Raw genomic sequence first — 26,433 nt, 5'->3', positions numbered from 1 at the left:
GCTACTCGACCAGCTTGCCCACCGTCGAGACCTCGCGCATGAGCGCCGCGATGTCGTCGGGGATGGGCGGGATCTCCTCGCGGGTCACTCCGGTCGCCGGCGACCAGACGAGGTTCACCTGCAACGACTTGTCGAGCGACGGGTAGTCGCTGCGGTTGTGGCACCCGCGGGTCTCGCGGCGCTCGAGCGCGGCCTCCAGCGTGGCGCGGGCGGCGAGCGCGGCCGACTTGAGGTCGAAGGCGTGCGCGAGGTCCTGGTAGCCGGCGATGTCGGGGTGCACGCCGACATCGGCCATGCGGGCCTCGATCGCGTCGAGCTCGGCGAGCCCGGCGAGCAGCCCCGCTTCGTCGCGCACGACGCCCGCGTGCTCGGTCATGGTGTTGCGGATGGCTCGCTGCAGTGCGCGCACGTTCTCGGTGCCGTCCGAGGCGAGGAGCGCGTCGATCTCGGCGCGCGCCGCATCCACCGCGGCCGCCGACCGAACCTGCGCCGGCAGCGAAGCAGAGTACGCGACAGCGGCCTGGCCCACGATGCGTCCGAACACGAGCAGCTCGATGAGCGAGTTGCCGCCCAGGCGATTGGCGCCGTGCAGCCCACTGGATGCTTCGCCGATGGCGTAGAGGCCCGGGACATCCGTGCCGTGGTCTTCGGGGCGCACCCACACGCCGCCCATCGAGTAGTGCGCGGTGGGCGCGATCTCGATCGGCTCCTTCGTGATGTCGAGCATCTGCAGCTCGAGCATGGTCTGGTACACGCGGGGGAGGCGCTGCATGATCGTCTCGCGGGGCAGGTGCGAGACATCCAGCCAGACCCCGCCGTTGGGGGTTCCGCGCCCCTCCTTGATCTCGGTGTAGCAGGCGAGGGCCACGCGGTCGCGCGTCGAGAGCTCCATGCGCTCGGGGTCGTACTTCGACATGAAGCGCTCGCCGAGGGCGTTGGTGAGGATGCCGCCCTCGCCACGGGCCGCCTCGCTGATGAGGGTGCCGGCAGCGTTCTCGGGCTCGATGATGCCCGACGGGTGGAACTGCACGAGCTCGGGGTCGCGGAGCCGACCGCCCGCCTCGACCGCGAGCCGGAACGAGTCGCCGGTGTTCTCGTCGCGCCGTGACGACGTACGCCGCCAGATGCGGTTGTGGCCGCCGGCGGCCAGGATGACCGCGTCGGCGTGGATGAGGTAGCGCGTGCCGTCGTCGAGGTCGAAGCCGTAGGCGCCGAACACGGCGCCGTCGTCGTTCACGAGGATGCGCGTGACGTACACAGTGTCGAGGATCGGCACGTTCAGCTGCGCGGCCCGGTTGATGAGCGTGCGCTGGATCTCGAGGCCGGTGTAGTCGCCCGCGAACGCCGTGCGGCGATAGGTGTGCGCGCCGAAGAAGCGCTGCGAGATGCGACCGTCGTCTTCGCGGGCGAACGGCATGCCGTAGCGCTCGAGGTCGTCGATGCCGCGCGCCGCGTTCTTCGTCACGATCTCGACCGTGTGCGGGTTGGCGAGCAGGTAGCTCTCTTTGAGGGTGTCGGCGGCGTGCTGCTGCCAGGAGTCGTCGGGGTCCATCGTGGCGAGGGCCGCGTTGATGCCGCCGGCGGCCAGCGAGGTGTGCGCGTCGGACTTGGGGCGCTTGCCGAGGGCGAGCACGTCGACGCCCGCTTCGGCGAGCTCGATGGCGGCGCGAAGGCCCGACCCGCCGGTGCCGATCACGAGGACGGTGGTGGAGAGCTGACGCTCGGAAGGTGTCATGCGCTCGACGGTAGGCGCGCCACACGGATGAGTCCAATGCATCTTCATCGTGAACACGATGCACATACGCTATACATATGAACCTCGAGCAGCTGCGCAGCTTCGTCGAGGTGGCCCGCTTCGGCAACTTCACGCGGGCCGCCGAAGAGCTGCACCTCGCCCAGCCGTCGCTCAGCCGCCAGATCGCCGCACTCGAACGCGACCTCGGTGCCGAGCTCTTCCACCGTGCCCGCGGCGGCAGCACGCTGACCATCGCGGGAGAGTCGCTGCTGCCGCTCGCCCGGCGCATGCTCGCCGACGCGGCATCCGTTCGGCGCGAGCTGGCCGAGCTCGCCGGGCTCGAACGCGGTCGGGTGCGCCTCGGCGCGACTCCGACGCTCTGCATCAGCCTGGTCGCCGAGGTGCTGAGCGCGTTCCACGCGGAGCATCCGGCCATCGAACTCCACCTCTCCGAACAGGGCTCGCACCGGCTGCTCGACGAGCTCGCCTCGGGCGAGCTCGACCTCGCGCTCATCACGACGTCGGATGCCACGACCCCCGAGCGCTTCACGGTGACGCCGCTGCTCGTCGAGGAGTTGGTGGTCGTATCGGCCGCGAGCGCGCCGCCGGTCGCGCGCGGCCGGTCCATCAGGCTCGCGGAGGTGGCGAGCCTGCCGCAGATCGTCTTCAGCTCGACCTACGACCTGCGCAGTGCGACGGACGCCGCGTTCGCCGCCGCGGGCCTCGCACCCGACGTCGTGCTCGAGGGCGCCGAGATGGACGCGGTGCTGCGGTTCGCCGAGCGCGGCCTCGGGGTCGCGATCGTGCCCGCGATGGTGCTCATCGACCGCCCGGGGCTGCGGTCGGTGCGGCTCGAAGCGCCGACGCTCACCAGGTCGATCAGCCTCGCCCGCCCGGCCGACGTGGCGCCGACCGCCGCGGTCGACGTCATGCAGCGCACGATCGCCGCGACCGCGACCGCATTCGCTGCGCGGGCGGGCGAGACGATGCGGCTCGCGCGGTGACGCCGCCCCCCGGCGGCCGACGTATGCTCGTCACGGCATACGTTCGACGGAATCTGCGGGTCGATTCTCAGCCTTCGCCGCTAGAGTCGTGACATCCGATCGCGCGGTACGCCGCCTGGTGAGGGCGACTGCCCGACTCGGCTGGGAAGTCACCCCGATCGAAGGCGAGCCCGGTGTCCGACTCCACCTCCGAAGCGACCGTACGCGTCGTCAAGACCACGCCCCGCGCCCGCGGCGCCAACGCGACCTCCGAGTTCTCGGCCCTGTTGCAGACCGTGAAGAACCTCGGGCTGCTGCACCGGCGCACCGGCTTCTACTGGATCGTCTTCGGCGTCCTCGTCGCCGCGCTGGGCGGAGCGATCGCCGGGTTCGTGCTGCTCGGCGACAGCTGGTTCCAACTGCTGATCGCCGGCGCGCTCGGCATCCTGTTCACTCAGTTCGCCTTCCTCGCGCACGAGGCATCCCACCGGCAGGTGTTCCAGTCGGGGCCGGCCAACGACCGCGCCGGGCGGATCCTCGCCAACGGCGTGGTCGGCATCAGCTACTCATGGTGGATGCACAAGCACTCGCGCCACCACGCGCACCCGAACGTGATCGGCAAGGACCCCGATATCGCCAATGACGTGATCGTGTTCCAAGAGGCCGAGGCCGCGAAAGTGCCCTGGCTGCACGCGCTCGTCGTGCGCAAGCAGGGCTGGTGGTTCTTCCCGCTGCTGATGCTCGAGGGCCTCAACCTGCATGTGCACGGGCTGCGCACCGTGATGGGGCCGCGCAAGGTCGATCGCCGCTGGCAGGAGCTCACGATGATCGTGCTGCGCCTCGCGGTCTACCTCGGTGCCGTGTTCGCGTTCCTGCCGCTCGGCATGGCGTTCGCGTTCGTCGGGGTGCAGCTGGCCGTCTTCGGCCTCTACATGGGCGCCTCGTTCGCTCCCAACCACAAGGGGATGCCGCAGCTGCCGCACGACAGCAAGGTCGACTTCCTGCGCCGCCAGGTGCTCACCTCGCGCAACATCCGCGGCGGCTGGGGGATGCTCGTCTTCATGGGCGGGCTCAACTACCAGGCCGAGCACCACCTGTTCCCGAACATGCCGCGCCCGAACCTCGCCAAGGCCAGCGAGATCGTGCGCGAGTACTGCCAGAATCACGGCATCGTCTACACCGAGACCTCGCTCGTGCAGTCGTACGCCATCGTCGTGCAGTACCTCAACCGGGTCGGCCTGTCGGCCCGCGACCCGTTCGACTGCCCGATGGTCGCGCAGTTCCGAGTGCACTAGCGCCGGGGCGCGAGCTTCCCCTCGGGAAGCGCTGCCGGTGAATGGAAGGGCCGGCCCGCGGCGACGGGCGACCTGACAGCGTGTTCCCATGCGCGACGCTGCGCACGAGGAAGCCGCGAGGAGTCGCATGAAGGTCATCGCCATCGAGGAGCACCTGTTCCCCCGGGACATCCTCGAGAAGGCCGGGCTCGATCTCGGGCTGCGCGCCGGCGCGAAGGCGGCCGAGCTCGACGACGTGGGCGAGGGGCGCCTGCGCGTCATGGACGAGGCCGGCATCGACATGCAGGTGCTGTCGGTGCTCGGCAGCATCGTGCAGGACCTCGAGCCCGCCGCCTCCGCGAGCGTCGCCCGCGAGCTGAACGATCGGCTCGCGTCCGTCGTCGCCGAGCACCCCGACCGGTTCGCGGGGTTCGCGCTGCTGCCCATGACCGACCCGGCGGCCGCCGCGGACGAGCTCGCGCGATGCGTCGAGGAGTCGGGGTTCCTCGGCGCCATGATCCACGGCCAGACCCACGGGGCCTTCCTCGACCACCCGTCGGTTCGGCCGATCCTCGCGACGGCCGAACGCCTGGACGTGCCGATCTACCTGCACCCCGCGCCGCCGCCGCCCGCCGTCTTCGACGCGTATTACTCGGGCCTGCCCGACGAGGTGAGCGCATGCCTGTCGACGTCGGGCTGGGGGTGGCACGCCGAGGCCGGCATGCACGTGGTGCGCATGGTCGTCGGCGGGGTCTTCGAAGAACTGCCGGGGCTGAAGCTCATCGCCGGGCACATGGGCGAGGGGATCCCCTTCCACCTCCAGCGTATGGAGGACATGCTGACGCCCGTGCTGCGCGGCCACGAGCGCACGGTCGCGCAGACGCTGCGCGACAACCTGTGGCTCACCACGTCGGGCTACAACTCGGATGCCCCGCTGCGATGCGCGATCGACACCTTCGGCGTCGACCGCATCCTCTTCTCGGTCGACCACCCGTTCGGTGACAGCGCGAAGGCGACCGCCCACCTGCGCTCGGCGCCCGTGACAGCCGACGAGCGGGAGCGCATCGCCCACGGCAACGCCGAGTCGCTTCTGCGTCTCTGACCGGCTTGCACCACCGCCCCTCCTGCACACCGACCCCGTACACCGACCCTGCACAGCCGAAACGAGCACCGATGACGATCTTCACCGGAGCGGGCAGCTCCACCACGACCACGCACTTCATCGACGGACGATGGACGGATGCCACGGGCCCGACGTTCCCCGTGCGCAATCCGCTCGACGACTCGCTCGTCGCCGAGGCCGCGGCCGGCGGTGCCGCCGAGGCATCCGCCGCCGTCGCCGCCGCCCGGGCCGCGTTCCCCGCGTGGGCCGAGCTCGCGCCGGGCGCGCGCCAGCGGCTGTTCCTCTCGGCCGCCGACATCGTCGAGCGCCGCACCGAGCAGCTCGTCGAGCTGATGGCGGTCGAGGGCGGCGCGAGCCGCGCGTTCTCGACCTTCCAGATCCGCCTGTCGGCGGCGATGCTGCGACAGGCCGCGGGTTGGGGGTACCTGCCGTACGGCGATGTGCTGCGCAGCGACATCCCGGGGCGCACGGCGATGGTCACCCGCAAGCCGCTCGGCGTCGTCGCCGGGTTCACCCCGTGGAACGGCGCGTTCTACCTGGCATGGCGCACCTTCCTGCTGCCGATGGCCTTCGGGAACACGACCGTGATCAAGCCCTCGGAGGAGGCGCCGCTGTCGGCGGGTCTCATCCACGCCGAGATCCTCGCGGAGGCGGGATTCCCGGCGGGAACCTTCAACGTCGTCACGCACGCGCCCGGCGAGGCGGCGGCCATCGCCGACGTCTTCTTCGACAGCCCCGAGGTGCGCTGCATCAACTTCACCGGCTCCGACACGACGGCGCGCATCCTGGGGGAGCGCGCCGGTCGATCGCTGAAGCGCATGGTGCTCGAGCTCGGCGGCTTCAACCCCGTCCTCGTGCTCGACGACGCCGACCTCGAGGAGGCCGTCAAGGCGGTGACGTTCGGCGCGTTCCTGCACCAGGGGCAGGTCTGCATGAACTCCCGCAAGGTGTACGTGGCATCGGCCCTGCACGACGAGTTCGTGTCGCGCCTGGCCGAGCGCGTCAGCGCGCTCAAGGCCGGCGACCCGACCGACCCCGAGGTGATCATCGGGCCGCTCATCACCGACCGCGCCGTGCAGCAGATCGACGAACGGGTGCGCGACGCCCTCGACCGCGGCGCGACGCTCGTGACGGGCGGCACGGCCGAGGGGCGTGTGTACCGGCCGACGATCCTCACCGATGTGCCCGCCGATGCGATCTGCGCGACGGGCCAGGACGAGACGTTCGGCCCGCTGCTCGTCGTCCAGCGCTTCGACGACCTCGAGGCGGCGGTCGCCGAGGCCCAGGCGACGCCCTACGGATTGAGCGCGGCGATCATGACGCGCGACCGCGCCCGTGGCCTCGACCTCGCCCAGCGATTCGACTCGGGCATCGTGCACGTGAACGCGCCCACGATGGCGAGCGAGGCGGCGCTGCCGGTCGGCGGGGTGAAGGACAGCGGCTGGGGTCGATCGGGCCACTACGCCGTCGAGGACTTCACCGAGCTGCGGCTGACCACGGTGAGCAGCGAACCCGGTCGCTATCCGTTCTAGCGGGGGCGCGATCGTGCCCTATGTTCGTCAGCATGGGTTCGACGGCGACCGCCTACCTCACCGGCTTCGGCCGATACCTTCCGGGCGATCCGGTCGACAACGACGGCATCGTGGCGCGCCTGGGCGGTGACGACCCGGTCACCGAGCGGATCCGCCGGCGGGTGCTCGACGCGAACGGCATCCGCCAGCGGCACTACGCGCTCGACGAGCACGGCGAGCCGACCGAGCTCAACGAGCAGCTCGCCGTGAAGGCGCTGCAGGCCGCGCTCGACGACCGCGGCATCGAGGCATCCGACCTGCGGATGCTCGCCTGCGCGACGACCATGGGCGACGTGCTCGTGCCGGGCTTCGCGTCGATGGTGCACGGCCGGCTCGGCGGCGGGCCGATGCAGACCCTCACCGCATCGGGTGTGTGCGCCTCGAGCCTCGCGGCGCTCGACGCGGCGGTGAGCAAGATCCGGCTCGGCGACCATCCGCGGGCGGCGGTCGTCGGCTCGGAGCTGTCGAGCCGAAGCCTGCGGCAGCGCCGATTCGACGGCATCCGCGCCGGCATGGACTCGCACTTCCTGCGCTGGATGCTCTCGGACGGGGCGGGTGCGGTCGTCGTCGAGTTCCAGCCCCACCCGACGAAGCCGTCGCTGCGGGTCGACTGGGTGCGGCAGGTCTCGCTCGCGCACGAGCACGACGTGTGCATGCGGGCGGGCATGCGCGGCGCCGAGCCCGTCGTCGGGCACACCTGGCAGGATGTCTCGATCGCCGACGCCGAGGCGGCCGGCATGTTCGTGCTGCGACAGGACGTGAGCGTCCTCGACGAACTGGCCGAGGCGGGGTTCGGGCAGTTCGAGGAACTCGTCGACATCGGGCTCGTCGACGTCGCACACCTCGACCACGTGATCTGCCACTACAGCACCAATGCGTTCCGCGACCTCGCGTTCGACGCGCTGCGCCGCCGCATCCCGACCCTCGACACCGACCGCTGGTACTCGAACCTCGAGACGCGCGGCAACACCGGCTCGGCGAGCATCTTCATCGCGCTCGACGAGGCGTGGCGCACGGGCCGGTTCGCGCCGGGGGAGACGGTGCTGCTCGCGGTGCCCGAGTCGGGACGATTCTCGTTCGCTTTCGCCCACCTCACGGTGGTCGCGCCATCCGATCAGCAAGGAGCTGCAGCATGACCGATACCCTGACCGCCACCGCCACGCTCGCCGAACGGCTCGCCGACGTCTGGGCGCAGCTCGACGAGCGGCTCGCGCAGGTGCCCGTACTGCGTCGGCTCGCCGACGGCACCGTGACGCTCGACGACTACCGACGGCTGCTCTTCAACCTGCGCCAGCAGGTCGTCGACGGCACGCCGTGGATCTCGCGGGCGGCGTCGAACTTCGACATCGAGCACTTCGACCTGCGCACGGCCGCGATCCGCCACGCCGAGGAGGAGCACCGCGACTACCTGATGCTCGAGCGCGACTACGTCGCGATCGGCGGGTCGCTCGCCGAGCTGCGCGCCGGGCGCAAGAACGTCGGCTCCGAGGCGCTGTCGGGCTACATGTTCCACTACGCCGACCGGCCGAACCCGGTGGGGCTGCTCGGTGCGATGTTCATCATCGAGGGGCTCGGCGCGAAGCGCGCCGCGGGCTGGGCCGAGCGGTTCCAGGAGGTGCTGGGCCTCGCCGACACCCAGGTGCACTTCATGCGGTATCACCAGGAGGCCGACAGCGGGCACACGGGCGACCTCGAGGCGATTCTGAACTCGGGCATCATCGACGATGCGGCCGCCGACGAGATCGTGCGCTGCGCGCAGGTCGTCGCGCGGCTCTACGCGCTGCAGCTCGAAGAGCTGGACAACTGAGGTGACCGAGCCCGTGCGAAGCGACCCGAGCATGTGGGAGGCGGTATCGGTCGATCCCGCCGTGCCGCTCGATCGGGCGGTCGTGCGGCAGATCATCGACGACCAGCGCCGCCTGTCCCGACGCTGGCTCTACCCGATCGCACGACCGTTCTCACGCGTCGTCGTTGCGCTCGTCTCGATCGTCAAGCGCGCGCTGCCGTTCCGGTGGATGCCGCTCAGCACCATGGACCGGCTGTGCATCTGGTACCTGCGGCGATTCGTCTCACCCGACGCCGTCGAGCTGCTCATCCGACACTTCGTCGTCGAGACGAACCTGGTCAACTTCGTGCTGCGCAACACGGCGGCCACGATCGAGCCGGTCACGCTGCGGCCGGTGAGCCTGGCCGAACTCGGCGACCACGCCGTCGTCGAGCACGACGTGAACGTCTACGACGTGCTCACTGCGCTCGACGGCGTGCCGCTGACGCCGCCCGCCCCGCCGGCGCGGCTCGATTTCGCCGAGCTCGACATCCCGGCACTCGACGCCGAACGGTATCGGCGCCGACTGGTGCGCCTCGACATCCAGACCGCCCTCTGCTTCATGAACATTCCGTTCTCGATGGCGCTCACCATGGAGGAGTACCGCCGCGCGGTGCACTCGATGCGGTTCGACGACTCGTTCCTCGAGATCCTCGCGCTGATCTGCGACGACGACACGTTCCGGCGCTGGAAGGTCGGCGAGCTGAGCCTCTGGATGGATTCGAACGTCGACGTGCCCCGCGTGGTCTATCGGCACGCGTTGGTCTGCGAGTATGCGCACGCCCACCTGGTGAAGCTCAGCGCTGCGGAATGAGGGGGGCCCGGGGGCGCTGGGGCAGCCGCTACGGCGTCAGGTCGCCGATGAACTCGAAGACCCCGCCCACCGCGTCGACGACACCCCCGCCCGCGTCGACCAGATCGCCCACCGCGAATCCGAGCTCGACGAGCGTGCCGATCGCGTCGACGAGCACCAGCAGGTCGGTCGTCACCTCGAGCGTGTCGCCGAGGGTGGCGAGCGAGGTCTCGCCGAGTTCGTCGTACGCCAGCTTCAGTTGCGACATCCAGCCCCGCTCGAGGCCGAACACGATCGCGTACGGCAGCAACCGCTCGTGCAGCCGGAAGCGCCCGACGTCGGTGCCGAGCTCAGCCCGCAGGTCGTCGGGCAGGTCGAGCAGCTCGGCCGTGTGCGGCGACTGCAGCACCCGGATGCGGTCGGCCTCGGCGACCGAGAGATATTGCCGCATGCCGTCGAGGTGCGTGCGCCACGGCATCGCCGCCGCGGTGAACCGGCGGGCGCTGCCGCCGGGCGTCACGATCAGCGTCGCGACCGCCGCGGCGAGCGCGACGACCATGCACGCGATCGCCGCCGGCTCGGGGGCGGCGATCGCCATCGCGACGAGCGCGCCCGGGATCGTGGCGATGAGGCCGAGCACGCCGAGTACGCGGAGCGCGGCGCGTCCTCCGCTCGTGCCTGCGGCGAGACCCGCCCGGGTGAGCGTGTCGACCTCGCGGTCGACGAGTGCGCGCAACCGGCGGCCGACGGCGCGGCGATCCTTCGAGAAGCGGCGCACGCGACCGGTCGGATGCCCCGGCCCGAACAGCGCCTCGAGCAGCGCGAGCTCGGGCGCGGTGAAGGATGCCCCGTCGACGAGTTCGACCGCGACGGTCGCGCGCTTCGGGCCCGAGGTGTCGGCGAGCAGGCGCACCTTGCGCCGCACCGCCAGGTCGATGAGGGCGGCGGCCGTCGCCCGACGGTCGCGCCCGGCGAGCACCGCGTCGCCGATGACGGTCGACCCCCGGCGCGGGGCGTACTCGACGATGAGCGAGCGGGGCAGGCGCCCGACGCGCACGCGCGAGGCGATCGCGAAGGCGACGACGACGAGGCCGATGACGGCGAAGACCACGGAGACGGCGAGCACGGCGGCAAGTCTAGGGAGTGCGCCGCCGGAGGCTGCGTCTCAGCGCGGCGACGCGTCGCCCTTCCCGATGCTGAGCCACGCGTCGGGCTCGTCGCCCCGGCGCGCTGGCGAGGCATCCGATGGGGTCGTGCCCGACCGCAGCGCCCGAATCCGCCGGTCGATCTCGGCGTCGGCGACGACCGCCGCGAGCTGGCGCTCGATGTCGGCGTCGGGCGCGGCCGTGAGGTCGGTGAGCGCGCCGCTGGCGAGCAGTTCGTCGGTCGCGGCGGCGCGCGCCTGCATCTGCTTGACGCGGTCGCGTGCGCGGTCGAGGCTCGAGCCGACGTCCTGGATGCTCGAGCTCAGCCCCGAGACCGCCTCGTTCGCCCGCACCTGCGCCTCGGACGCGGTGTAGGTCGCCTTGATCGTCTCCTTCTCGATGCGGAACGCGGCGACCTGATCGGTGAGCCGGCGCTCGCGCTCCTGCAGCTGGGCGGTCTGCTGTTCGAGCGAGGCGTACTGCCGCTGCAACGCACCGACCTGGCCCTCGAGCATCATGCGGCGTTCGATCGCCGCGCGCGCGAGGTCTTCGCGGCCCTGCGCGAGCGCCTCGGAGGCCTGCGCGTCGAGGCGCGCGTACCGGGTGCCCATCTCCTGGCCCTGCAGCTCGATGCGCTTCTTCGCGGTCGCGACCTCGGCCACCGCCTGGCGAACCTGCTGCAGCAGCTTCACCTGCTGGTCGTAACTGTCGTCGAGGGTGTCGCGCGGATCCTCCATGCGGTCGAGCGCCTTCGAGGCCTTGCTGCGGAAGATGGTCTTCACCCGCTGGGTGTTGCTGTTGCTCATGATCGGTTCCTCTTGTCGATGGCGGTCGGTTGCGAGATCGTGTCGCGTCGGTTGAGTGCCTGTAGCTCCTCGATGCCCACGTGCAGGGCCGCGACCTCGCGGGCGACATCGGAGTCGAGGGCGGCGAGCGTGTCGTCGGTGGCGCCCGAGAGGCCGGATGCCACGGCCGAGCGCACGAGGCGGACGAGCCGTTCGACCTGGTCGACGCGTCGGCGGGCCGTCGGCAGTTCGGACGCGAGCTGCGAGGCATCCGTCTCCGACTCCATCAGCCGAAGCTGCAGGTCGAGCACGCGCCCCTCCTCGCGGATGCGGCCGAACAGGCGCGGGAGCTCGCCGCGCGGACCGGGTGTGTCGGGCCGCGAGATCAGGGCGATGGCTGCGGTGCCGCTTCGCAGCGTGTCGTCGAGGCGGACGCGCAGTGCGAGCACGGTGCGCTGCGGACCGCGGCTCACGCGCGCGCGGGTGCGCAGCGCCGTGCCCTCGACTTTCGCGCTGTGCCGGATGCGCCGGTAGAGCGTCCGCATCAGCAGGACGACCGTGACGAACGACGCGATGCCCAGCAGCACGATGACGCCGAGCGCCGTCAGCACCACTTCGATGCCGGTCACGAGCACCACCCCCGTCTTCCCCCGACGTTCGCGCCGGTTCCGATGCCGACGCGAAACGCGATATAACGCGTTGTGCGGCAAAGATACCCCGAATCCCGTGAAAGCGTGAGGGGGTGGTGTGGGATTCCCAGCCGGCGCTCTCGCCCGCCCGCTCCGTTGCGCCACTTCGGCGGCCTCTGCGCCCGCCGATCTGGCGCGGACGGCGCCGAAGTGGCGCAGCGCGGGTGCTGGCGACCGCACAAGCTCAGCATCGATCAGGATTCGAGAAGCCGCCGTCGGCGGGGGCCGCCTAGCCTGAACTCGACGGCCCGATCGGCGGGGCGACGGAGTCCACGAGCGACAGAGGGAGACGAGCGATGGCCGGCAGCGAGGCATCCGCAGGACTGACCAAGGACGAGCGCGACGCGGTGAAGCAGCGCGCGAAGGAGCTGCGCGAACAGGCGAAGGCCGGCAAGAACCGCGCTGCCGGGGAACAGGCCGTGCGCGAGGCGATCGCCGCCCTCGAGCCCGACGACCGCGCGCTCGCCGAAGGGCTCGACCGCGTGATCGCCGAGGTGGCGCCCGACCTGGTGCCGAAGACGTACTACGGCATGCCCGGGTACGCCAACGCCGAGGGCAAGATCGTCGTCTTCATCCAGCCCGCGAAGAAGTTCAAGACCCGGTACGCCACGATCGGGTTCGAAGACCGCGCCCACCTCGACGACGGCGACCTCTGGCCCGTCGGATTCGCGGTGCGCACCTGGACGCCCGCGGTCGAGCAGGCGGTGACCGACCTGGTGCGGAATGCGGTGGCGTGACCGCGATACCGTGATCGTGCACTGACCCGAACGAGGGGGGTTTTGACTCAGGTCACCGGACGTGCTTATACTCGCAGCCTGCGGGAATACGCTTTCCCACCTTCACGACGACGTCGAGGTGACCATCATGTCAGTGCAACAGTCGGCCACGGTTTCAGTGGCGGTCCACGAGGCGCGCGGGTCCGAGCCGCACCGCCTGGCGGCATGGTGGGTGCGCAACTGGCATCCGATCGTGTTCGCCGGCGTCGTGCTGGTGATCTGGTGGGTGGCGACCTCGCTGCAGTGGGTGGCGCCGTACATCATCCCGTCACCCGCCGCGACCTGGGCCGCGTTCAGCGACAACGCCGCCTACCTCGCGCAGCAGACCTGGGTGACGACGTACGAAACCGTCATCGGGTTCCTGATCGCGATCGTGATCGGCATCGCGGTCGCCGTCGTCATGGTCTACTCCAAGGGCGTCGAACAGACCCTCTACCCGGTGATCCTCTTCGCACAGGTCATCCCGAAGATCGCGATCGCCCCGCTGTTCGTCGTGTGGCTCGGATTCGGCATGGGGCCGAAGATCCTGGTCGCCGTGCTGATGGCGTTCTTCCCGGTCGCGATCTCGGGCCTCTCGGGCCTGCGATCGGTCGACCCCGAGATCCTGCAGCTCACGTCGACGATGGGCGCCGGCAAGTTCAAGACGTTCCTCAAGGTGCGACTGCCCGCGGCGCTGCCCGAACTGCTGTCGGGGCTGAAGGTGGCCGCGACCCTCGCCGTCACGGGCGCGGTCGTCGGCGAGTTCGTCGGTGCGAACGAGGGCCTCGGCTACGTGATTCTGCAGGCGAACGGCAACCTCGACACCGCGATGCTGTTCGCCGCGCTCATCATCATGTCGCTGCTGGGCATCGTGCTGTTCGCCATCATCCAGATCGCCGAGCGATTCCTTATCCCGTGGCACGCGTCGCGTCGCGACGTGCGCGCCGTGACCGTGCAGGCCTGACCCCTCGAAACCACAGCAGAGAAAGAAGACATTCGATGAAGAAGTCTCGTGCACTCCTCGCCTCGCTCGCGACGGTCGGCGCTGCCGCGCTCGCCCTCACCGGATGCGCCGGGGCCGATCCGGCGGCCGGCTCGGGCGGTGACGACGGCGACGACCTCACCCCGGTGACGCTGATGCTCAACTGGTACCCCTACGGCGAGCACGCCCCCTTCTACTACGGAGTCGAGGAGGGCATCTTCGCCGACCACGGCATCGACCTGACCATCCAGGCCGGCCAGGGGTCGACGAAGACGGCACAGGCGGTCGGCCAGGGCCAGGTCGACTTCGGCTGGGCCGACACCCCCGCCGTGCTCGCGAACATCGACAAGGGCGTCGCCATCAAGAGCGTCGGCGTGTTCCTGCAGACCACCCCGTCGGCGGTGCAGGTCTTCGCCGACTCGGGCATCGAGGAGCCCGCGGACTTGAAGGGCAAGACGATCGCCGTCTCGGCGGGCGATGCGCCCACCACGACCTTCCCGATGTTCCTCGAGGCGGTCGGCCTCAGCACCGACGACGTCGCCCAGCAGAACCTCGATCCGGCGGGAAAGATCGCCGCGATGCTCACGGGCCAGGTCGACGGGCTCATCGGCTTCGCGCACGACCAGGGCCCGACCATCGCCGCGAAGAGCGGCAAGGAGGTGCGCTACCTGCGCTACTCCGACGCGGGCCTCAGCTTCTTCAGCAACGGGCTCGTGGCCTCCGAGTCGACGATCGCCGACGACCCCGAGTTGGTGAAGTCGCTCGTCGCGGCGACCTCTGAGGCGTTCGCGGCCGCGGCCGAGCACCCCGAGGACGCGGTGAAGGCGATGGACGGCAAGGACCCGCAGATGCCCGCGGCCGACGTGCTGCTGAACCAGTGGCAGGAGACCATCAAGCTGCTGAGCACCGACGCGACCGAGGGATCGGCGCCCGGCGTCAACGCCACCGAGGACTGGGAGTCGACGCTCGAGGTGCTCGCCGAGGCCGGCCTGATCTCGGGCGACGGCACCGTCGACACGTACTTCGACGCCTCGTTCGCACCGACCGAGTAGGGATACGCACATGCAGCAGGACACCCAGACGACGGCCGAGCGGATGCCTCGCGGCGACGCCGAGACCATCCTGTCGATCCGCGACGTGTCGATCACGTTCGAGTCCAAGCGGGGCCGCGTGACGGCGCTCGAGGGCGCCGACCTCGAGGTCGAGCGTGGCGAGTTCATCACGATCGCGGGGCCGTCGGGCTGCGGCAAGTCGACGCTCCTGAAGGCGGTCGCCGGGCTCACCACGCCGAGCGGCGGGTCGATCCGCCTGCACGGCGAGGAGGTCCGGGGCCCGCGTCAGGACATCGGGTTCGTCTTCCAGCGCGCCGCGCTGCTCGAGTGGCGCAACGTGCGCGGCAACATCCTGCTGCAGGCCGAGATGCGCGGCATGGACATGAAGGCCGCCCGCGCCCGCGCCGACGAGCTCATCGAGATGACCGGCCTGACCGGCTTCGAGAAGGCGCTGCCGCACGAACTCTCGGGCGGCATGCAGCAGCGCGTCGCACTCTGCCGCGCGCTGCTGCACGAGCCGCGGGTGCTGCTCATGGACGAGCCGTTCGGCGCGCTCGACGCCCTCACCCGCGAGCGGATGAACGTCGAGCTGAACCGCATCTGGGCGCGCACCGGCACGACCGTGCTGCTCGTCACCCACTCGGTGGCCGAGGCGGTGTACCTCGCGAGCCGCGTGGTCGTGATGAGCCCCCGCCCCGGCCGGATCCTCGAGGAGCACCGGGTCGACCTGCCCACCGAGCGCGGCTACGCCGAGGTGCTCGAGACCGGGGAGTTCCACCGCGTCTCGAGTCGGGTGCGCGAGTTGCTCGGCTCGACGGCCGAGGCCGACTGAGCGATCCCGTCGCGCGGGCCGGGCGTCGCGCGGTGCTCGGTCGAGCGCCGCGATCGGGGTCTAGCTCGTCAGACGGTCGTCCGCAAGGGTCTGCCGGTGCTGCGCCGCGAGACGTAGCCTGTGGCATCCGCACCGACGAGCGGGTTCCGCAGCATCCGAGGGAGCCATCATGACCGACGACCGCGACCGCGACGACCGCGAAGGCGAGCGCCCGCGGGGCGAGGACATCGAGCTGCCCGAGGAGCAGCAGGTCGATGGCGAGACAGTCGAGGGCGACACCGCATCGGGCGGCGCACCCGACCCGGCGTGACCGCCATGGCAGCCGAACGGTCGAAGACCGTCGCCGACGCGATCATCGAACGCCTGCGCGCGTGGGGGATCGGCCGCGTCTACGGCTACAGCGGTGACGGAGTCAACGGACTCGTCGAGGCGATCCGACGCACCGAGGGCGGCGTCGCATTCGTGCAGGCGCGTCACGAGGAGAGCGCCGCGTTCATGGCGGTGGGCGAAGCGAAGTACGGGGGCGGTGTCGGGGTCGTACTCGCCACCCAGGGCCCCGGTGCGGTGCACCTGTTGAACGGGCTCTACGACGCGAAGCTCGACCACGTGCCGGTGATCGCGATCGTCGGTCAACAGCACCGCAGCGTGCTGGGCTCCGGCTCCATGCAGGAGATCGACCTGCCCGTGCTGTTCGCCGACGTCGCGGCGCTGCGCACCGAGCGGGCGCTCGGCGGCGAGCAGGCGGTTCGCGCGCTGGCGCTCCTCGACGCGTACGCCGACATCGAGCTGCGGACCTGACGTCTCGCGCGAGGCCCCGGGGCATGTCGGGGCGCGGGGGCTCGGTGGCGAGCGCGGCTATGTTGGACGCATCGCCAGCGCCGGCGAGCCGCGCACGACGAAGGAGCATGCCGATGAGGCTCGAGGGATTCGAACTGCGCCGGGTTGGGATGCCACTGGTGTCCCCGTTCCGCACCTCATTCGGCACCCAGACCGAACGCGACATCCTGCTGGTGCGCGCGGTCACCGACGAGGGCTCGGGCTGGGGCGAGTGCGTCGCGCTGCCCGACCCCGCCTACTCGCCCGAGTACATCGACGGCGCGCAGGACGTGATGCGGCGGTTCCTGATTCCGACCCTCTTCGCGGCGGGCATCGCCGACGCGTACGCCGTCGGCGAGGCGCTGCATCCGTTCAAGGGCCATCGCATGGCCAAGGCCGCGCTCGAGATGGCGGTGCTCGACGCCGAGTTGCGCACCGAGGGGCGCTCGTTCGCGCGCGAACTGGGCGGCGTGCACGCTTCGGTGCCGTCGGGGGTGTCGGTCGGCATCATGGACTCGATTCCGCAGCTGCTCGACACCGTCGGCGGATACCTCGACTCCGGATACGTGCGCATCAAGCTGAAGATCGAACCCGGGTGGGACCTCGAGCCGGTGCGCGCGGTGCGCGAGCGGTTCGGCGACGACGTGCCGCTGCAGGTCGACGCGAACACCGCGTACACCCTGCGGGATGCCCGACACCTGGCCAGGCTCGACGCGTTCGATCTGCTGCTCATCGAGCAGCCGCTCGAGGAGGAGGACGTGCTCGGCCACGCCGAACTGGCGAAACTCGTGCAGACGCCGATCTGCCTCGACGAGTCGATCACCTCGGCGCAGACGGCGGCCGCGGCGATCCGGCTCGGTGCCACGAGCGTGATCAACGTCAAGCCCGGGCGGGTCGGCGGGTACCTCGAGGCGCGGCGCATCCACGACCTCGCCGCGGCCAACGGCGTACCGGTCTGGTGCGGCGGCATGATCGAGTCGGGCATCGGCCGGGCGGCGAACGTCGCGCTGGCGTCGCTGCCGGGGTTCACGCTGCCGGGCGACATCTCGGCCAGCGACCGGTTCTACCGCACCGACCTGACGCCGCCGTTCATGATGGTCGACGGCCGCATCGAGGTGCCGACGGGTCCGGGGCTCGGGGTCGAGCCGATCCCCGAATTGCTCGACGAGCTGACGACGGCGACCGAGTGGATCGCCGCGCCCTGACGGCCGCCGCCGCGCCCTGACCGCGGCCGCGGCCGGGGCGTGGCGTGGCGTGGCCGCAGCCTCAGGCGAGCACGTCGAGTGCGGCCGCGACGATGCCGTCGGCGTCGATGCCGTGGTGCCGGTACACGTCGTCGAGGTCGCCCGACTGCCCGAACCGGCTCACGCCGAGGTTGCGGGCCGGCACCCGGTTGATGCCGGCGAGGAACGCGAGGGTGTGCGGGTGCCCGTCGAGCACCGTCACCATGGGCGCGGCGCGCTCGGCCGGGAACACCTGGTCGAGGATCCAGGATGCCCCGTCGCCGAGGCCGCGCCGGGCCTGCAGCGCCTCGAACAGGAGACCTGCGCTCGTGACGCACACCACGTCGGCCGCGATGCCCTGCGCGGCGAGCCGGTCGGCGGCGGCGAGCGCCTCGGGCACGAGGGCGCCCATCGTGACGATCGTCGCATCGGGCCGCCCGCCCGCGGTGCCGGCCGTGCGCAGCAGGTAGGCCCCCGCGACCACCTGCCGGCGGCGCCGCTCGCGTGCGGCGGGGTCGGCCGGGACATCCGCGAGCTTCTGATCGATCGGTCGCGTCGAGAGCCGCAGGTACGCCGACCGGCCGCCGGGGCGCCCGAGCCGGCCCATCGCGGCGAGCAGCGTCCATTCGACGTCGACGACGAATGCGGGCTCGTACGCCACGCACTCGGGCTGCTCGAGTCCGATCGACGGCGTCGTGATCGACTGGTGGGCGCCGCCTTCGGGGGCGAGGGTCACGCCCGACGGCGTACCGACCAGGATCGACTGGCCGCCCGCGTACATGCCGTACGACCAGGGTTCGAGCGCGCGCTCGACGAACGGGTCGTAGACCGTGCCGATCGGGAACAGCGTCTGCCCCCAGCGGCTCCAGGTCGTGCCGAGCTCGCCGATCAGGCTCACCAGGTTGACCTCGGCGATGCCGAGCTCGATGTGCTGGCCGCTCGGCCGCTCGCGCCAGTGCAGCAGCGTCTCGCCGTCGTCCTCGAACCAGTCGCGCCGCTCTGCGGTCGACCACACGCCGACCTTGTTGATCCACCCGGCGAGGTTCGTGCTGCTCGACACATCGGGGCTCACCGTCACGACGCGCGCCGCGGCGTCCGGTGCGACCCTGGTGAGATCCAGCAGCGCCCGACCGAGCGCCGCCTGGGTGGTGCCCGTCCCGGTGGGCGTGCGGCCCAGGTCGGCGGGCACCTCGGGCGGCGAGGCGGATGCTGCGGGCTCGCGTTCGAGTCGCGCCGCCGTCGCCGCGCACAGCCGGCCGGCGTCGGTGTCGGGCGCGAACCGCTGCCACGGGGCATCCGCTCGCTCGCCGAGCGCATCGGCGAGCTCGCCGTACTGCTCCGCCGAGAGCAGCGACGAGTGGTTCTGCGGGTGCCCCTCGATCGGCAGCCCGCGACCCTTCACCGTGTAGGCGATGATGACGGTCGGCCGGGTGTCGTCGATGGCCGCGTACGCGGCGCGCAGGGCGTCGAAGTCGTGTCCGCCGAGGTTGCGGATCGCCGCCAGCAGCGTGCCGTCGTCGAGCCCGTCGCACAGCGCGGCAATGGCCGCGGCATCCGCCCCGTCTCCCGGCAGACGCCGCCGCAGCTCGGCCGCGTCGCATCGCAGCAGCCGCTGGTACTCGGGGTTCGACATCTCGGTGATGCGCCGGCGCAGCGCGTCGCCGCCGGGCCGGGCGAACAGCTCCTCGAGCAGCCGGCCGAACTTCACGGTCAGCACCTGCCAGCCGGCGGCGTCGAACACGCGCTCGAGCTTCGTCGCGGCGATGTTCGGCACGACCCGGTCGAGCGATTGCCGGTTGAGGTCGACGATCCAGACGATCTCGCCCAGGTCGGCGACGGCGCTGTCGAGCACCGCCTCCCAGATCGCGCCCTCGTCGAGCTCGGCGTCGCCGACCAGCGAGTACTGCCGACCGCGGTTCGCGACGCCGGTTCGCGACTCGACGAACCGCCGGGCGATGGCGCCCCAGATCGGGGCGGTCGCCCCGATGCCCACCGACCCCGTGGAGTAGTCGGCGGGCACCGGGTCCTTGCGCCGGCTCGGATAGCTCTGGATGCCGCCGAACTCGCGCAGCGTGGTCATCCAGCGCTCGTCGAGCGTGCCGAGCAGGTACTCGATGGCATGCAGCACGGGCGAGGCGTGCGGCTTGACCGAGACCCGGTCGGCGGCGGTGAGCTGCTCGAACCAGAGCGACGTCATGATCGTCGTCATCGACGCGCTCGACGCCTGATGGCCGCCGACCTTCACGCCCGAGCGGTTCGGGCGCACCTTGTTCGCGTGGTGCACCATCGAGGTCGCGAGCCACAGCGTGCGGCGCTCGATCTGCTCGAGCACGGCGTTCGGCGATGCGGCGGCCGGATGCTCCGCAGCACCGTCGGCCGCATCGAGCTGGTCGGGGGAGGTCGTGAGAGGGCTCATCCGCTCGGCCTTTCGCGTCATCGTCGAAGCCGACGCGACCCGCGCATCGGTGCCGACCAGTGGAGCATCGGCGCGACGGTGCGCCCAGCTCGTTTCCACTGAATGGACGTGCGCGCCGACGGCCGACCGTCGGCTGGAACCATGGCTCGAGCGGACGCGATGACGCGTGCGCGAGCGACGAAGGAGTCTGCACTATGACCGTTCTGGTGACCGGAGCCACGGGCAACATCGGCCCGCACGTCGTCGAGGCGCTCGTCGCCCAGGGCACCCCGACCCGCGTGATCAGCCGCGATGCGGCCCGGGCCCGAGGCATCCTGCCCGATGCCGTCGACGTCGTCGAAGGCGACCTCTACGCGGGTGCCGTCGACGCCGCCCTCGACGGGGTCGACGCGGTGTTCCTGCTCACGCCGCACGCGTTCGACATGGCCGACCTGCAGCTGCGGATCATCCGCGAGGTGCGTCGCAGCGGCGTGAAGCTCGTGAAGCTGTCGGGCACCGACTCGGCGATTCGTCCCGACGGTCCGCAGGCGCTGCGCCAGCACTGGGAGATCGAGACCGTGCTGCAGGGCAGCGGCCAGCCGTTCGTGACGCTGCGCGCCAACGCCTTCATGCAGACGATGATCGGGCAGATCATGCTGCCCGCGATCCGGGCGACCGGTCGCATCCCGAATCCGCTCGCCGACGCCGGCCTCGCGATGATCGACGGCGCCGATGTCGGGGCGGTCGCCGCGCGCGTGCTCACCGACGACACGTGGGACGGGAGCACCCTCGTGCTCACCGGCCCGCGCGCGGTCGCGTACCGCGAGATCGCCGAGCGCATCGGCGAGATCCGCGGCAGCGCGATCGAGGTCGTCGAGGTCACCCCGGCCGACGTGCGCGCCGGCATGCTCGCCCGCGGCATGGAGCCGTGGGAGGCCGAGCACTTCGAAGAGGTCTACCAGGTGTTCCGCGACCACGGCGCCGAGGTCGTCACCGACACCGTCGAGGTCGTCACCGGGCGCCCCGCCGGCACCGTCGAGGCCTACCTCGACCGCAACGCGGCGTTCTTCCGCGAACCGGGCGCCGCCGCGTGATCCTCGTCACCGCGGCGAACGGCAATCAGGGCCGGCTGCTGATTCCGAAGCTGCTGCGCGCCGGGCATGCCGTTCGTGCCGCAGTGCAGAGCGAGGCTTCCGCGGCCGCCCTGCGCGAACTGGGCGTGAGCGACGTGGTCGTCGGCGACCTCAGCCGCCCCGAGGTCGCGGCGCAGGCCGTGGCCGGCGTGCGCGCGATCTACCACGTCGGCCCGACCCTGCACCCGCGTGAGCGCGAGATGGGGTTCACGGTCATCGACGCGGCGTGTGAGGCGGGCGTCGGACAGTTCGTGTTCAGCTCGGTGCTGCACGCGATCGTCACCGACCTCGTCCAGCACGAGATCAAGCGCGACGTCGAGGAGTACCTGCTCGGCTCCGGTCTCGAGTTCACGATCCTGCAGCCGTCGAACTACATGCTGCCGCTGAAGCTGCGCCCGGTGTTCGAGCGCGATGTGTTCGAGCTCTCGTGGTCGCTCGAGCGGCGCCAGTCGCTGGTCGACCTCGACGACGTGACCGAGGTCGCGGCGCTGGCCCTCACCGAACCCGAACGGCACGCCGGGGCCACGTACGAGCTCGTCGCACCGGGTCGGTACACCGCGCACGAGCTCGGCGCGATCATCTCGGGCGTGCTCGGGCGCGAGATCGCCGTGCGCCAGATCGACGCCGACACGTACGCCCGGGCGTGGCTCGGCGACCGCGACCCGGCCGGCGCCGAGCACGAGCTGCGGGTGCTGCGCTCGATCTCGAGCCGCTACAGCGCACACGACTTCGTCGGCAACCCGAACGTGCTCACGTGGCTGTTGGGGCGAACGCCGACGAGTTTCGAGGCATTCGTGCGCCGCGAGGCGGCGCGCCGCGGAGCACCCCGGCCCGAGACATCCCGCCCACCGATCCCCGCCTGACCGCGTGAGCCCCGCGGACCGCGTGCGACCCGCGTGACCGCGTGAGCCCCGCGGACCGCGTGAGCGCCGCGTGAGGCCCCGCGTCGGGGACGCGTGTTGCCGCTCGTGGCTCGCTGAGGCGGCAACCAGCGTCCCTGACGCGGGGGGTCCGGTGCTGACGCGGGGATCCGGTGCTGACGCGGGGGTCCGGTGCTGACGCGGGGCTCAGGCCGGCGCGTTCGCGCTCGCCGCGACCCGCAGGGCGAAGTCGAGCTGCTCGCGCTGCAGCGCCTCGCCCGCGTGGTGGAAGTCGATGCAGTGGCCCGAGCCCGGCACGAGCTTCGCGTCGACGGCGGGGGACGCGCTGAACGCCGCACCGAACCCGGCGACCTGGTCGGCGTCGGTGATCCAGAGTGCGTCGAACTCGGCCTGGCGGGCGAGCACGGGCACCTGCACTTCGGCGGCGACGGTCGCTACCCGCTCGATCCACGGCCCGGTGATGTCGAGGAGTTCGGCGCGCGGCACCTCGGCGTTCGACGGGTAGCTGGCGGCCGGCATCGACTCGTCGTAGGTGCCCTCGGGGCCGAACATGACCGAGTCCTTGATCGGCACGGGCAGGTCGATCGTCGGGATCGGCGGTAGGTCGAGCCACGCCTGGCGCGACTCGGCGGGCACGGTGAGCAGGCATCCCGACACGGCTAGGCCCAGGAGCGGCCATTCGGGATGCCTCGCGGCGATCGCCGTGGCGACGGCGCCGCCGATCGAGTGCGCGATGAGCACCACACCGGCCAGGCCCTCGCCGTACTCGGCCCAGATCTCGCCGATCACCTGGTCGAGCGCCTCGGCGTTCTGCAGGATGATCGATTCCTCGGGCTCGATCCAGGTGCTGCCGGCGTAGCCGGGCCGGTCGAGCGCGATGATCGGGATGCCCGCCTCGACGGCGCGGTCGATCAGCGAGTAGCCGGGGATGTCGAAGTACTCCGAGGTGTAGGTGCCGCCGTGCAGGGCGATCACGAGGGGCGCGCCGTCGGCACGCTCGGCGGGCGAGCCCTGCCGGCCCGTGATCGTGAGACCCGAGGCCGGGCCGTCGCCGGTGACGGCGTGCGTGAACGCCTGGGTGTTCGTCGTTGAACTCATGTCACTCTCCGTGGGGTGCCGCCGGCATCCTCGCGCGACGGGTACCTCGACTATCGGCACGTCGTGCACGAACCGACACCAGTGTTCCATTCATTGGAACAGGGGTGGCATCTGCCGGGCGCGGCTCGGCATCCGAGCGCGCGTCCCATTCAATGGAATGAGGCTGGGTGGCATCGGCGCCGTCGTGGTCTGGTGGGTCAGCACCGCCGAAGACCTGCGGTGCGATCCACCTTCCTTGGAGTCGATGATGCCTACCAACCGTGCGACGGACCGTCCCCTCGCGGCCCCCACGCTGCACCACACCACTTTCACCACGCTGCGCCTCGACGAAATGGTCGAATGGTACGGCGTCGCCCTCGGCCTGTACCCGGCCTTCCACGGCGAGGATGCCGCGTGGCTGACCAACGACGCGGCCAACCACCGCATCGCGCTGCTGTCGCCTCCCGGGCTCAAGCACCCGGTCGACAAGGGGCATTCGACCGGCATCCACCACACGGCGTTCGAGTTCGAGACGTTCGACCAGTGGCTGAACAACTACATCCGCCTGCGCGACCGCGGCATCACGCCCTTCCTGTACCTCGACCACGGCATCACCATGTCGGTCTACTACCAGGACCCCGACGGCAACGGCGTCGAGATCCAGGTCGACTGCTTCGGCAACTGGCGCGACTCATCGCAGTGGATCAACTCGGCGCTCGAATTCGCCGAGAACCCGATCGGTACCTGGTTCGACCCCGAGAAGCTGGTCGAGGCGCGCGAGCAGGGCCTCACTTTCCAGGAGATCCACGAGAAGGCCCGCGCCGGCGAGTACGTGCCCGACGAGATCCCGAAGGACATCTTCCTTCCCGAGCTCTACTGAGTCGCGGCGCGCGCCCCCACCTCGCGCGAGATCGATGCGGCGATCGCCATCACGGCGGGCTCCAGCATCCGAACATCGAGCGACCCGTCGGTGCCGACGACCGACAGTGCGGCGACCACCTTGCGGTCGCCGTCGAGGATGGGGGCCGCGACCGACGCGGCCGGCTCGGGCAGCAGCCGGGTCATCGTCGCCACCCCCGTTCGGCGGATCAGGGCGAGTCGGTCGCGCAACTCGACCGGGTCCATCAGCGTGTCCTCGGGATCGAGCCGCAGCGGCCGACGGAGGTACGCCTCCTGGAAGCCGGGCTTGGTGTGTGCGAGCAGGATGTTGCCGAGCCCGGTCGCGTGCAGCGGCACCCGCCCGCCGACGTGGTACAGCACCTTGGCTGCGCCGGGGGCCGAGAGCCGTTCGACGATGACGGCCTCGTCGTCCTCACGGACGGCGAGCTGCACGTGCTGGCGGGTGGCACGGTGCAGGTCTTCCATGTAGGGCAGCGCGATCGCCCGCAGCCCGTGGCCGCGCGGCGCGAGCGCGGCGAACTCGAGCAGGCGCAGGCCGAGGCTGTACGCGCCGTCGGGCCGGCGCTCGAGGGCGCCGAGGCTCACGAGCTTGCCCGACAGCCGCGACGCGGTCGAGAGCGGCAGGTTCGCGATCGTGCTCAGTTCGGTGAGCGTGAGCCTCGGCCGTGCCGGGGTGAAGGCGGCGAGCAGGCGGAACGCGCGGTCGAGCACCGCTTCGCCGTTGGGCGGTCGATGGCCTCGTCGCACCTCGTTCATGCTGCCGATTCTGCCACTGAATGAAAGTCGGTCGGGCACGGGCTCCCGCCGCAACGAAGATCGACCCACGACGAGAGAGGTGCGCACGATGGCGTACGCCCCAGCAGGCCCCCACCGAGGCGACGACCGCGACCCGAGCGCGATCGTCGTGGGCGGCGGACCGGTCGGGCTCGCGACGGTGCTCGAACTGCACCGCCACGGCATCCGCGTCGCGCTCGTCGAGCCGCGCACCGACGTCGAGCACTCGCGGCCGCGGGCGAAGACGACGTCGGCCCGCACGATGGAATACTTCCGCCGGTGGGGCATCGCCGACCGGGTTCGCGCGGCGGCGGCCCTGCCCGTCGACTGGTCGCACCGGGTCACCTTCTGCACGACCGTCACCGGCCGCGAGATCGCGTCGATCGACCGCGTGCTCGGCCTCGACCTGACGGGCAGCGACCTCGCGGCCGAACCTGCCCAGCAGGTCACCCAGCCGGTCATCGAGGAGGTGCTGCGCGCCCGCGTCGCCGAGCTCGACGGCATCGACGCGCGGTTCGGCTGGCGGGCGGTCGAGGTGTCGCAGGATGCCTCGGGCGCGACGGTCGCGATCGAATCCGCCGCCGGTGAGCGCGAGGTGCTCGCCGCCGACTGGGTGATCGGCGCCGACGGCGCCCGCAGCGTCGTGCGCGCCGCGATGGGCGCGCGCCTCGAGGGCGCCGCCGGCGGCCGCCCGAACGTCAACATCACGTTCCGCTCGCGCGGGCTCGCCGAGCGCATCCCGCACGCCCCGTCGATCCACTACTGGGTGCTGAACCCCGGCGCGCCCGGCGTCGTCGGGCCCCTCGACCTCGACGGCACGTGGTGGGCGATCTCGACCGGCACCGAGTCGATCGCCGACGACGCCGAGGCGATCGGGCTCGTGCAGGGGCTCGTCGGAGCATCCGACCTGGATCTCGAGATCGTCGCGACCGACCCCTGGCAGGCGAGGCTGCTGCTGGCCGACCGCTACCGCGCCGGCCGGTTATTCGTCGTCGGCGACGCCGCCCACCAGAACCCGCCCTGGGGCGGGCACGGCTTCAACACCGGGGTCGGCGACGCGGTCAACCTCGGGTGGAAGCTCGCCGCCGTGATCGCCGGCTGGGCGCCCGAGACGCTGCTCGACAGCTACGAGTCCGAACGCCGGCCGATCGCCGCGCAGACGATCGAGGTCGCGGCGGCCAACATGCGCGCCCTGCCGATCGAGCTCGGCGACCCGGCGTTCCTCGCCGACGGACGCGAGGGCGAGGCGGCGCGCGAGCGCGCGGCCGCCGCGATCCTCGCGACCAAGGACGCGGAGTTCCACGCCGACGCGCTCATCCTGGGCTACGGCTACACGGATGCCGCGACCGACCAGTGCCCGTCGCTCGGCGAGTACCGCCCGATCGCCGCGGCCGGCAACCGGCTGCCCCACCGATGGCTGCCCGACGGCAGTTCCGCCTACGACCGGCTCGGCGACGGGCTCACCGCGATCGGGCCCGACGGCGACACGACGGTGCTCGCCGTCGCGGCGGCCGCCCGGGGCATCCCGTTCTCCGTGATCGACGGCCCCACACCCACCCTCGTCGTACGACCCGACCAGCACCTCGCCTGGGTCGGCGACGGCGTCGCCGACCCCCGGGCCGCCGACGCCGTGCTCGACGCTGCGCTGGCCGGATTCGCCGGCCCCGCCGAATCCGCCGGATGAGCGCAC

Annotated in this window: 25 protein-coding genes; 18 read left to right on the top strand and 7 right to left on the bottom strand. The window is 71.3% G+C overall.

All coding sequences use genetic code 11. From position 1 onward, the window contains the following. Nucleotide 1: 1 nt before the first annotated feature. The gene (locus tag FLP10_RS05305) at nucleotides 2–1,735 is read right to left on the bottom strand and encodes an L-aspartate oxidase (RefSeq protein ID WP_149159929.1); all 1,734 of its coding nucleotides are present in this window, start codon (nucleotides 1,733–1,735) and stop codon (nucleotides 2–4) included. Nucleotides 1,736–1,812: 77 nt separating this feature from the next. On the opposite strand from FLP10_RS05305, the gene FLP10_RS05300 reads away from it, so the two are divergent. The 7 genes from FLP10_RS05300 to FLP10_RS05270 all read left to right on the top strand — a co-directional run bounded on the left by FLP10_RS05300 (nucleotide 1,813) and on the right by FLP10_RS05270 (nucleotide 9,325). Continuing rightward, nucleotides 1,813–2,739: a LysR family transcriptional regulator gene (locus FLP10_RS05300; RefSeq protein ID WP_149159928.1), complete on the top strand. Its 927-nt coding sequence runs from the start codon at nucleotides 1,813–1,815 to the stop codon at nucleotides 2,737–2,739. 173 nt (nucleotides 2,740–2,912) lie between these two features. Then, nucleotides 2,913–4,013 (top strand): fatty acid desaturase family protein, encoded by a 1,101-nt coding sequence (locus tag FLP10_RS05295; protein ID WP_149159927.1) that lies wholly within the window; start codon nucleotides 2,913–2,915, stop codon nucleotides 4,011–4,013. Nucleotides 4,014–4,140: 127 nt separating this feature from the next. After that, a complete protein-coding gene (locus tag FLP10_RS05290) occupies nucleotides 4,141–5,094 on the top strand; it encodes an amidohydrolase family protein (RefSeq protein ID WP_149159926.1) in 954 nt (317 codons plus the stop codon). 71 nt (nucleotides 5,095–5,165) lie between these two features. After that, complete coding sequence (locus tag FLP10_RS05285) at nucleotides 5,166–6,647, top strand: aldehyde dehydrogenase family protein (protein WP_149159925.1); 1,482 nt, start codon at nucleotides 5,166–5,168, stop codon at nucleotides 6,645–6,647. A 32-nt stretch (nucleotides 6,648–6,679) separates the two neighbouring features. Continuing rightward, the gene (locus FLP10_RS05280; protein ID WP_168209109.1) at nucleotides 6,680–7,822 is read left to right on the top strand and encodes a 3-oxoacyl-[acyl-carrier-protein] synthase III C-terminal domain-containing protein; all 1,143 of its coding nucleotides are present in this window, start codon (nucleotides 6,680–6,682) and stop codon (nucleotides 7,820–7,822) included. After that, the gene (locus FLP10_RS05275; protein WP_149159923.1) at nucleotides 7,819–8,493 is read left to right on the top strand and encodes an iron-containing redox enzyme family protein; all 675 of its coding nucleotides are present in this window, start codon (nucleotides 7,819–7,821) and stop codon (nucleotides 8,491–8,493) included. Before FLP10_RS05280 ends, FLP10_RS05275 begins: the two co-directional genes overlap by 4 nt. A gap of 1 nt (nucleotide 8,494) precedes the next feature. Continuing rightward, nucleotides 8,495–9,325 (top strand): DUF6999 family protein, encoded by an 831-nt coding sequence (locus FLP10_RS05270; RefSeq protein ID WP_149159922.1) that lies wholly within the window; start codon nucleotides 8,495–8,497, stop codon nucleotides 9,323–9,325. A gap of 28 nt (nucleotides 9,326–9,353) precedes the next feature. Here FLP10_RS05270 and FLP10_RS05265 read toward each other — a convergent pair whose 3' ends face one another. The 3 genes from FLP10_RS05265 to FLP10_RS05255 are packed head-to-tail and all read right to left on the bottom strand — an operon-like array spanning nucleotide 9,354 to nucleotide 11,863. Continuing rightward, entirely contained in the window at nucleotides 9,354–10,430 is a 1,077-nt protein-coding gene (locus FLP10_RS05265; RefSeq protein WP_149159921.1) for a DUF2207 family protein, read from the bottom strand. A 39-nt stretch (nucleotides 10,431–10,469) separates the two neighbouring features. After that, nucleotides 10,470–11,255: a PspA/IM30 family protein gene (locus tag FLP10_RS05260; RefSeq protein ID WP_149159920.1), complete on the bottom strand. Its 786-nt coding sequence runs from the start codon at nucleotides 11,253–11,255 to the stop codon at nucleotides 10,470–10,472. Continuing rightward, nucleotides 11,252–11,863, bottom strand: a complete 612-nt coding sequence (locus tag FLP10_RS05255; RefSeq protein ID WP_149159919.1) for a hypothetical protein — start codon at nucleotides 11,861–11,863, stop codon at nucleotides 11,252–11,254. The genes FLP10_RS05260 and FLP10_RS05255 overlap by 4 nt, the downstream gene beginning before the upstream one ends. 356 nt (nucleotides 11,864–12,219) lie before the next feature. Between FLP10_RS05255 and FLP10_RS05250 the strand changes: the two genes are divergently transcribed. The 7 genes from FLP10_RS05250 (at nucleotide 12,220) to menC (ending at nucleotide 17,565) form a co-directional block, all read left to right on the top strand. After that, nucleotides 12,220–12,660: an iron chaperone gene (locus FLP10_RS05250; RefSeq protein ID WP_149159918.1), complete on the top strand. Its 441-nt coding sequence runs from the start codon at nucleotides 12,220–12,222 to the stop codon at nucleotides 12,658–12,660. A gap of 127 nt (nucleotides 12,661–12,787) precedes the next feature. After that, a complete protein-coding gene (locus FLP10_RS05245) occupies nucleotides 12,788–13,642 on the top strand; it encodes an ABC transporter permease (RefSeq protein ID WP_149159917.1) in 855 nt (284 codons plus the stop codon). A 35-nt stretch (nucleotides 13,643–13,677) separates the two neighbouring features. Next, nucleotides 13,678–14,712 carry an ABC transporter substrate-binding protein gene (locus FLP10_RS05240; protein ID WP_149159916.1) on the top strand — a complete coding sequence of 345 codons (1,035 nt, stop codon included), beginning with the start codon at nucleotides 13,678–13,680 and terminating at the stop codon, nucleotides 14,710–14,712. Nucleotides 14,713–14,722: 10 nt separating this feature from the next. After that, nucleotides 14,723–15,544 (top strand): ABC transporter ATP-binding protein, encoded by an 822-nt coding sequence (locus tag FLP10_RS05235; RefSeq protein WP_168209108.1) that lies wholly within the window; start codon nucleotides 14,723–14,725, stop codon nucleotides 15,542–15,544. A gap of 169 nt (nucleotides 15,545–15,713) precedes the next feature. Further along, on the top strand, nucleotides 15,714–15,854 hold the full coding sequence (locus FLP10_RS17375) for a hypothetical protein (protein WP_168209107.1): 141 nt from the start codon (nucleotides 15,714–15,716) through the stop codon (nucleotides 15,852–15,854). A gap of 5 nt (nucleotides 15,855–15,859) precedes the next feature. Then, nucleotides 15,860–16,342: a thiamine pyrophosphate-binding protein gene (locus FLP10_RS05230; RefSeq protein WP_149162093.1), complete on the top strand. Its 483-nt coding sequence runs from the start codon at nucleotides 15,860–15,862 to the stop codon at nucleotides 16,340–16,342. Between the two features lie 113 nt (nucleotides 16,343–16,455). Then, nucleotides 16,456–17,565, top strand: a complete 1,110-nt coding sequence (gene menC / locus FLP10_RS05225) for an o-succinylbenzoate synthase (RefSeq protein ID WP_149159915.1) — start codon at nucleotides 16,456–16,458, stop codon at nucleotides 17,563–17,565. A 61-nt stretch (nucleotides 17,566–17,626) separates the two neighbouring features. Here the strand turns inward: menC and FLP10_RS05220 are convergent, their stop codons facing one another. Further along, nucleotides 17,627–19,999, bottom strand: a complete 2,373-nt coding sequence (locus FLP10_RS05220; protein WP_168209106.1) for a transketolase-like TK C-terminal-containing protein — start codon at nucleotides 19,997–19,999, stop codon at nucleotides 17,627–17,629. A 194-nt stretch (nucleotides 20,000–20,193) separates the two neighbouring features. Here FLP10_RS05220 and FLP10_RS05215 point away from each other — a divergent pair, with 194 nt between their 5' ends. Together FLP10_RS05215 and FLP10_RS05210 are read left to right on the top strand one after the other, a co-directional pair. Then, a complete protein-coding gene (locus tag FLP10_RS05215; protein ID WP_149159913.1) occupies nucleotides 20,194–21,072 on the top strand; it encodes an NmrA family NAD(P)-binding protein in 879 nt (292 codons plus the stop codon). Further along, complete coding sequence (locus tag FLP10_RS05210) at nucleotides 21,069–21,974, top strand: NmrA family NAD(P)-binding protein (protein ID WP_149159912.1); 906 nt, start codon at nucleotides 21,069–21,071, stop codon at nucleotides 21,972–21,974. Before FLP10_RS05215 ends, FLP10_RS05210 begins: the two co-directional genes overlap by 4 nt. 204 nt (nucleotides 21,975–22,178) lie before the next feature. On the opposite strand, the gene FLP10_RS05205 is transcribed toward FLP10_RS05210, so the two are convergent. Continuing rightward, entirely contained in the window at nucleotides 22,179–23,090 is a 912-nt protein-coding gene (locus FLP10_RS05205; RefSeq protein ID WP_149159911.1) for an alpha/beta hydrolase, read from the bottom strand. Between FLP10_RS05205 and FLP10_RS05200 the strand changes: the two genes are divergently transcribed. Beyond that, nucleotides 23,089–23,949 (top strand): VOC family protein, encoded by an 861-nt coding sequence (locus tag FLP10_RS05200; RefSeq protein ID WP_342780564.1) that lies wholly within the window; start codon nucleotides 23,089–23,091, stop codon nucleotides 23,947–23,949. The two genes, FLP10_RS05205 and FLP10_RS05200, sit on opposite strands and share 2 nt — an antisense overlap. On the opposite strand, the gene FLP10_RS05195 is transcribed toward FLP10_RS05200, so the two are convergent. Next, complete coding sequence (locus tag FLP10_RS05195; RefSeq protein WP_149159909.1) at nucleotides 23,943–24,725, bottom strand: IclR family transcriptional regulator; 783 nt, start codon at nucleotides 24,723–24,725, stop codon at nucleotides 23,943–23,945. The genes FLP10_RS05200 and FLP10_RS05195 overlap by 7 nt on opposite strands. 88 nt (nucleotides 24,726–24,813) lie before the next feature. On the opposite strand from FLP10_RS05195, the gene FLP10_RS05190 reads away from it, so the two are divergent. Next, the gene (locus FLP10_RS05190; RefSeq protein WP_149159908.1) at nucleotides 24,814–26,427 is read left to right on the top strand and encodes an FAD-dependent monooxygenase; all 1,614 of its coding nucleotides are present in this window, start codon (nucleotides 24,814–24,816) and stop codon (nucleotides 26,425–26,427) included. Nucleotides 26,428–26,433: the final 6 nt, after the last annotated feature.

The organism is Agromyces intestinalis (assembly GCF_008365295.1).
Classification (GTDB): Bacteria; Actinomycetota; Actinomycetes; order Actinomycetales; family Microbacteriaceae; genus Agromyces; species Agromyces intestinalis.
The sequence above is the reverse complement of the archived record's forward strand: the minus strand, read 5'-3'. Positions and strand labels throughout refer to the sequence as shown.

Coding starts and splice junctions, on each gene's coding strand:
- menC (WP_149159915.1), top strand. CDS start 16,456: ATGAGGCTCGAGGGATTCGAACTGCGCCGGGTTGGGATGCCACTGGTG.
- FLP10_RS05280 (WP_168209109.1), top strand. CDS start 6,680: ATGGGTTCGACGGCGACCGCCTACCTCACCGGCTTCGGCCGATACCTT.
- FLP10_RS05215 (WP_149159913.1), top strand. CDS start 20,194: ATGACCGTTCTGGTGACCGGAGCCACGGGCAACATCGGCCCGCACGTC.
- FLP10_RS05300 (WP_149159928.1), top strand. CDS start 1,813: ATGAACCTCGAGCAGCTGCGCAGCTTCGTCGAGGTGGCCCGCTTCGGC.
- FLP10_RS05285 (WP_149159925.1), top strand. CDS start 5,166: ATGACGATCTTCACCGGAGCGGGCAGCTCCACCACGACCACGCACTTC.
- FLP10_RS05220 (WP_168209106.1), bottom strand. CDS start 19,999: ATGAGCCCTCTCACGACCTCCCCCGACCAGCTCGATGCGGCCGACGGT.
- FLP10_RS05260 (WP_149159920.1), bottom strand. CDS start 11,255: ATGAGCAACAGCAACACCCAGCGGGTGAAGACCATCTTCCGCAGCAAG.
- FLP10_RS05240 (WP_149159916.1), top strand. CDS start 13,678: ATGAAGAAGTCTCGTGCACTCCTCGCCTCGCTCGCGACGGTCGGCGCT.
- FLP10_RS05250 (WP_149159918.1), top strand. CDS start 12,220: ATGGCCGGCAGCGAGGCATCCGCAGGACTGACCAAGGACGAGCGCGAC.
- FLP10_RS05290 (WP_149159926.1), top strand. CDS start 4,141: ATGAAGGTCATCGCCATCGAGGAGCACCTGTTCCCCCGGGACATCCTC.
- FLP10_RS05275 (WP_149159923.1), top strand. CDS start 7,819: ATGACCGATACCCTGACCGCCACCGCCACGCTCGCCGAACGGCTCGCC.
- FLP10_RS05245 (WP_149159917.1), top strand. CDS start 12,788: ATGTCAGTGCAACAGTCGGCCACGGTTTCAGTGGCGGTCCACGAGGCG.
- FLP10_RS05195 (WP_149159909.1), bottom strand. CDS start 24,725: ATGAACGAGGTGCGACGAGGCCATCGACCGCCCAACGGCGAAGCGGTG.
- FLP10_RS05230 (WP_149162093.1), top strand. CDS start 15,860: ATGGCAGCCGAACGGTCGAAGACCGTCGCCGACGCGATCATCGAACGC.
- FLP10_RS05200 (WP_342780564.1), top strand. CDS start 23,089: ATGTCACTCTCCGTGGGGTGCCGCCGGCATCCTCGCGCGACGGGTACC.
- FLP10_RS05235 (WP_168209108.1), top strand. CDS start 14,723: ATGCAGCAGGACACCCAGACGACGGCCGAGCGGATGCCTCGCGGCGAC.
- FLP10_RS05190 (WP_149159908.1), top strand. CDS start 24,814: ATGGCGTACGCCCCAGCAGGCCCCCACCGAGGCGACGACCGCGACCCG.
- FLP10_RS17375 (WP_168209107.1), top strand. CDS start 15,714: ATGACCGACGACCGCGACCGCGACGACCGCGAAGGCGAGCGCCCGCGG.
- FLP10_RS05205 (WP_149159911.1), bottom strand. CDS start 23,090: ATGAGTTCAACGACGAACACCCAGGCGTTCACGCACGCCGTCACCGGC.
- FLP10_RS05305 (WP_149159929.1), bottom strand. CDS start 1,735: ATGACACCTTCCGAGCGTCAGCTCTCCACCACCGTCCTCGTGATCGGC.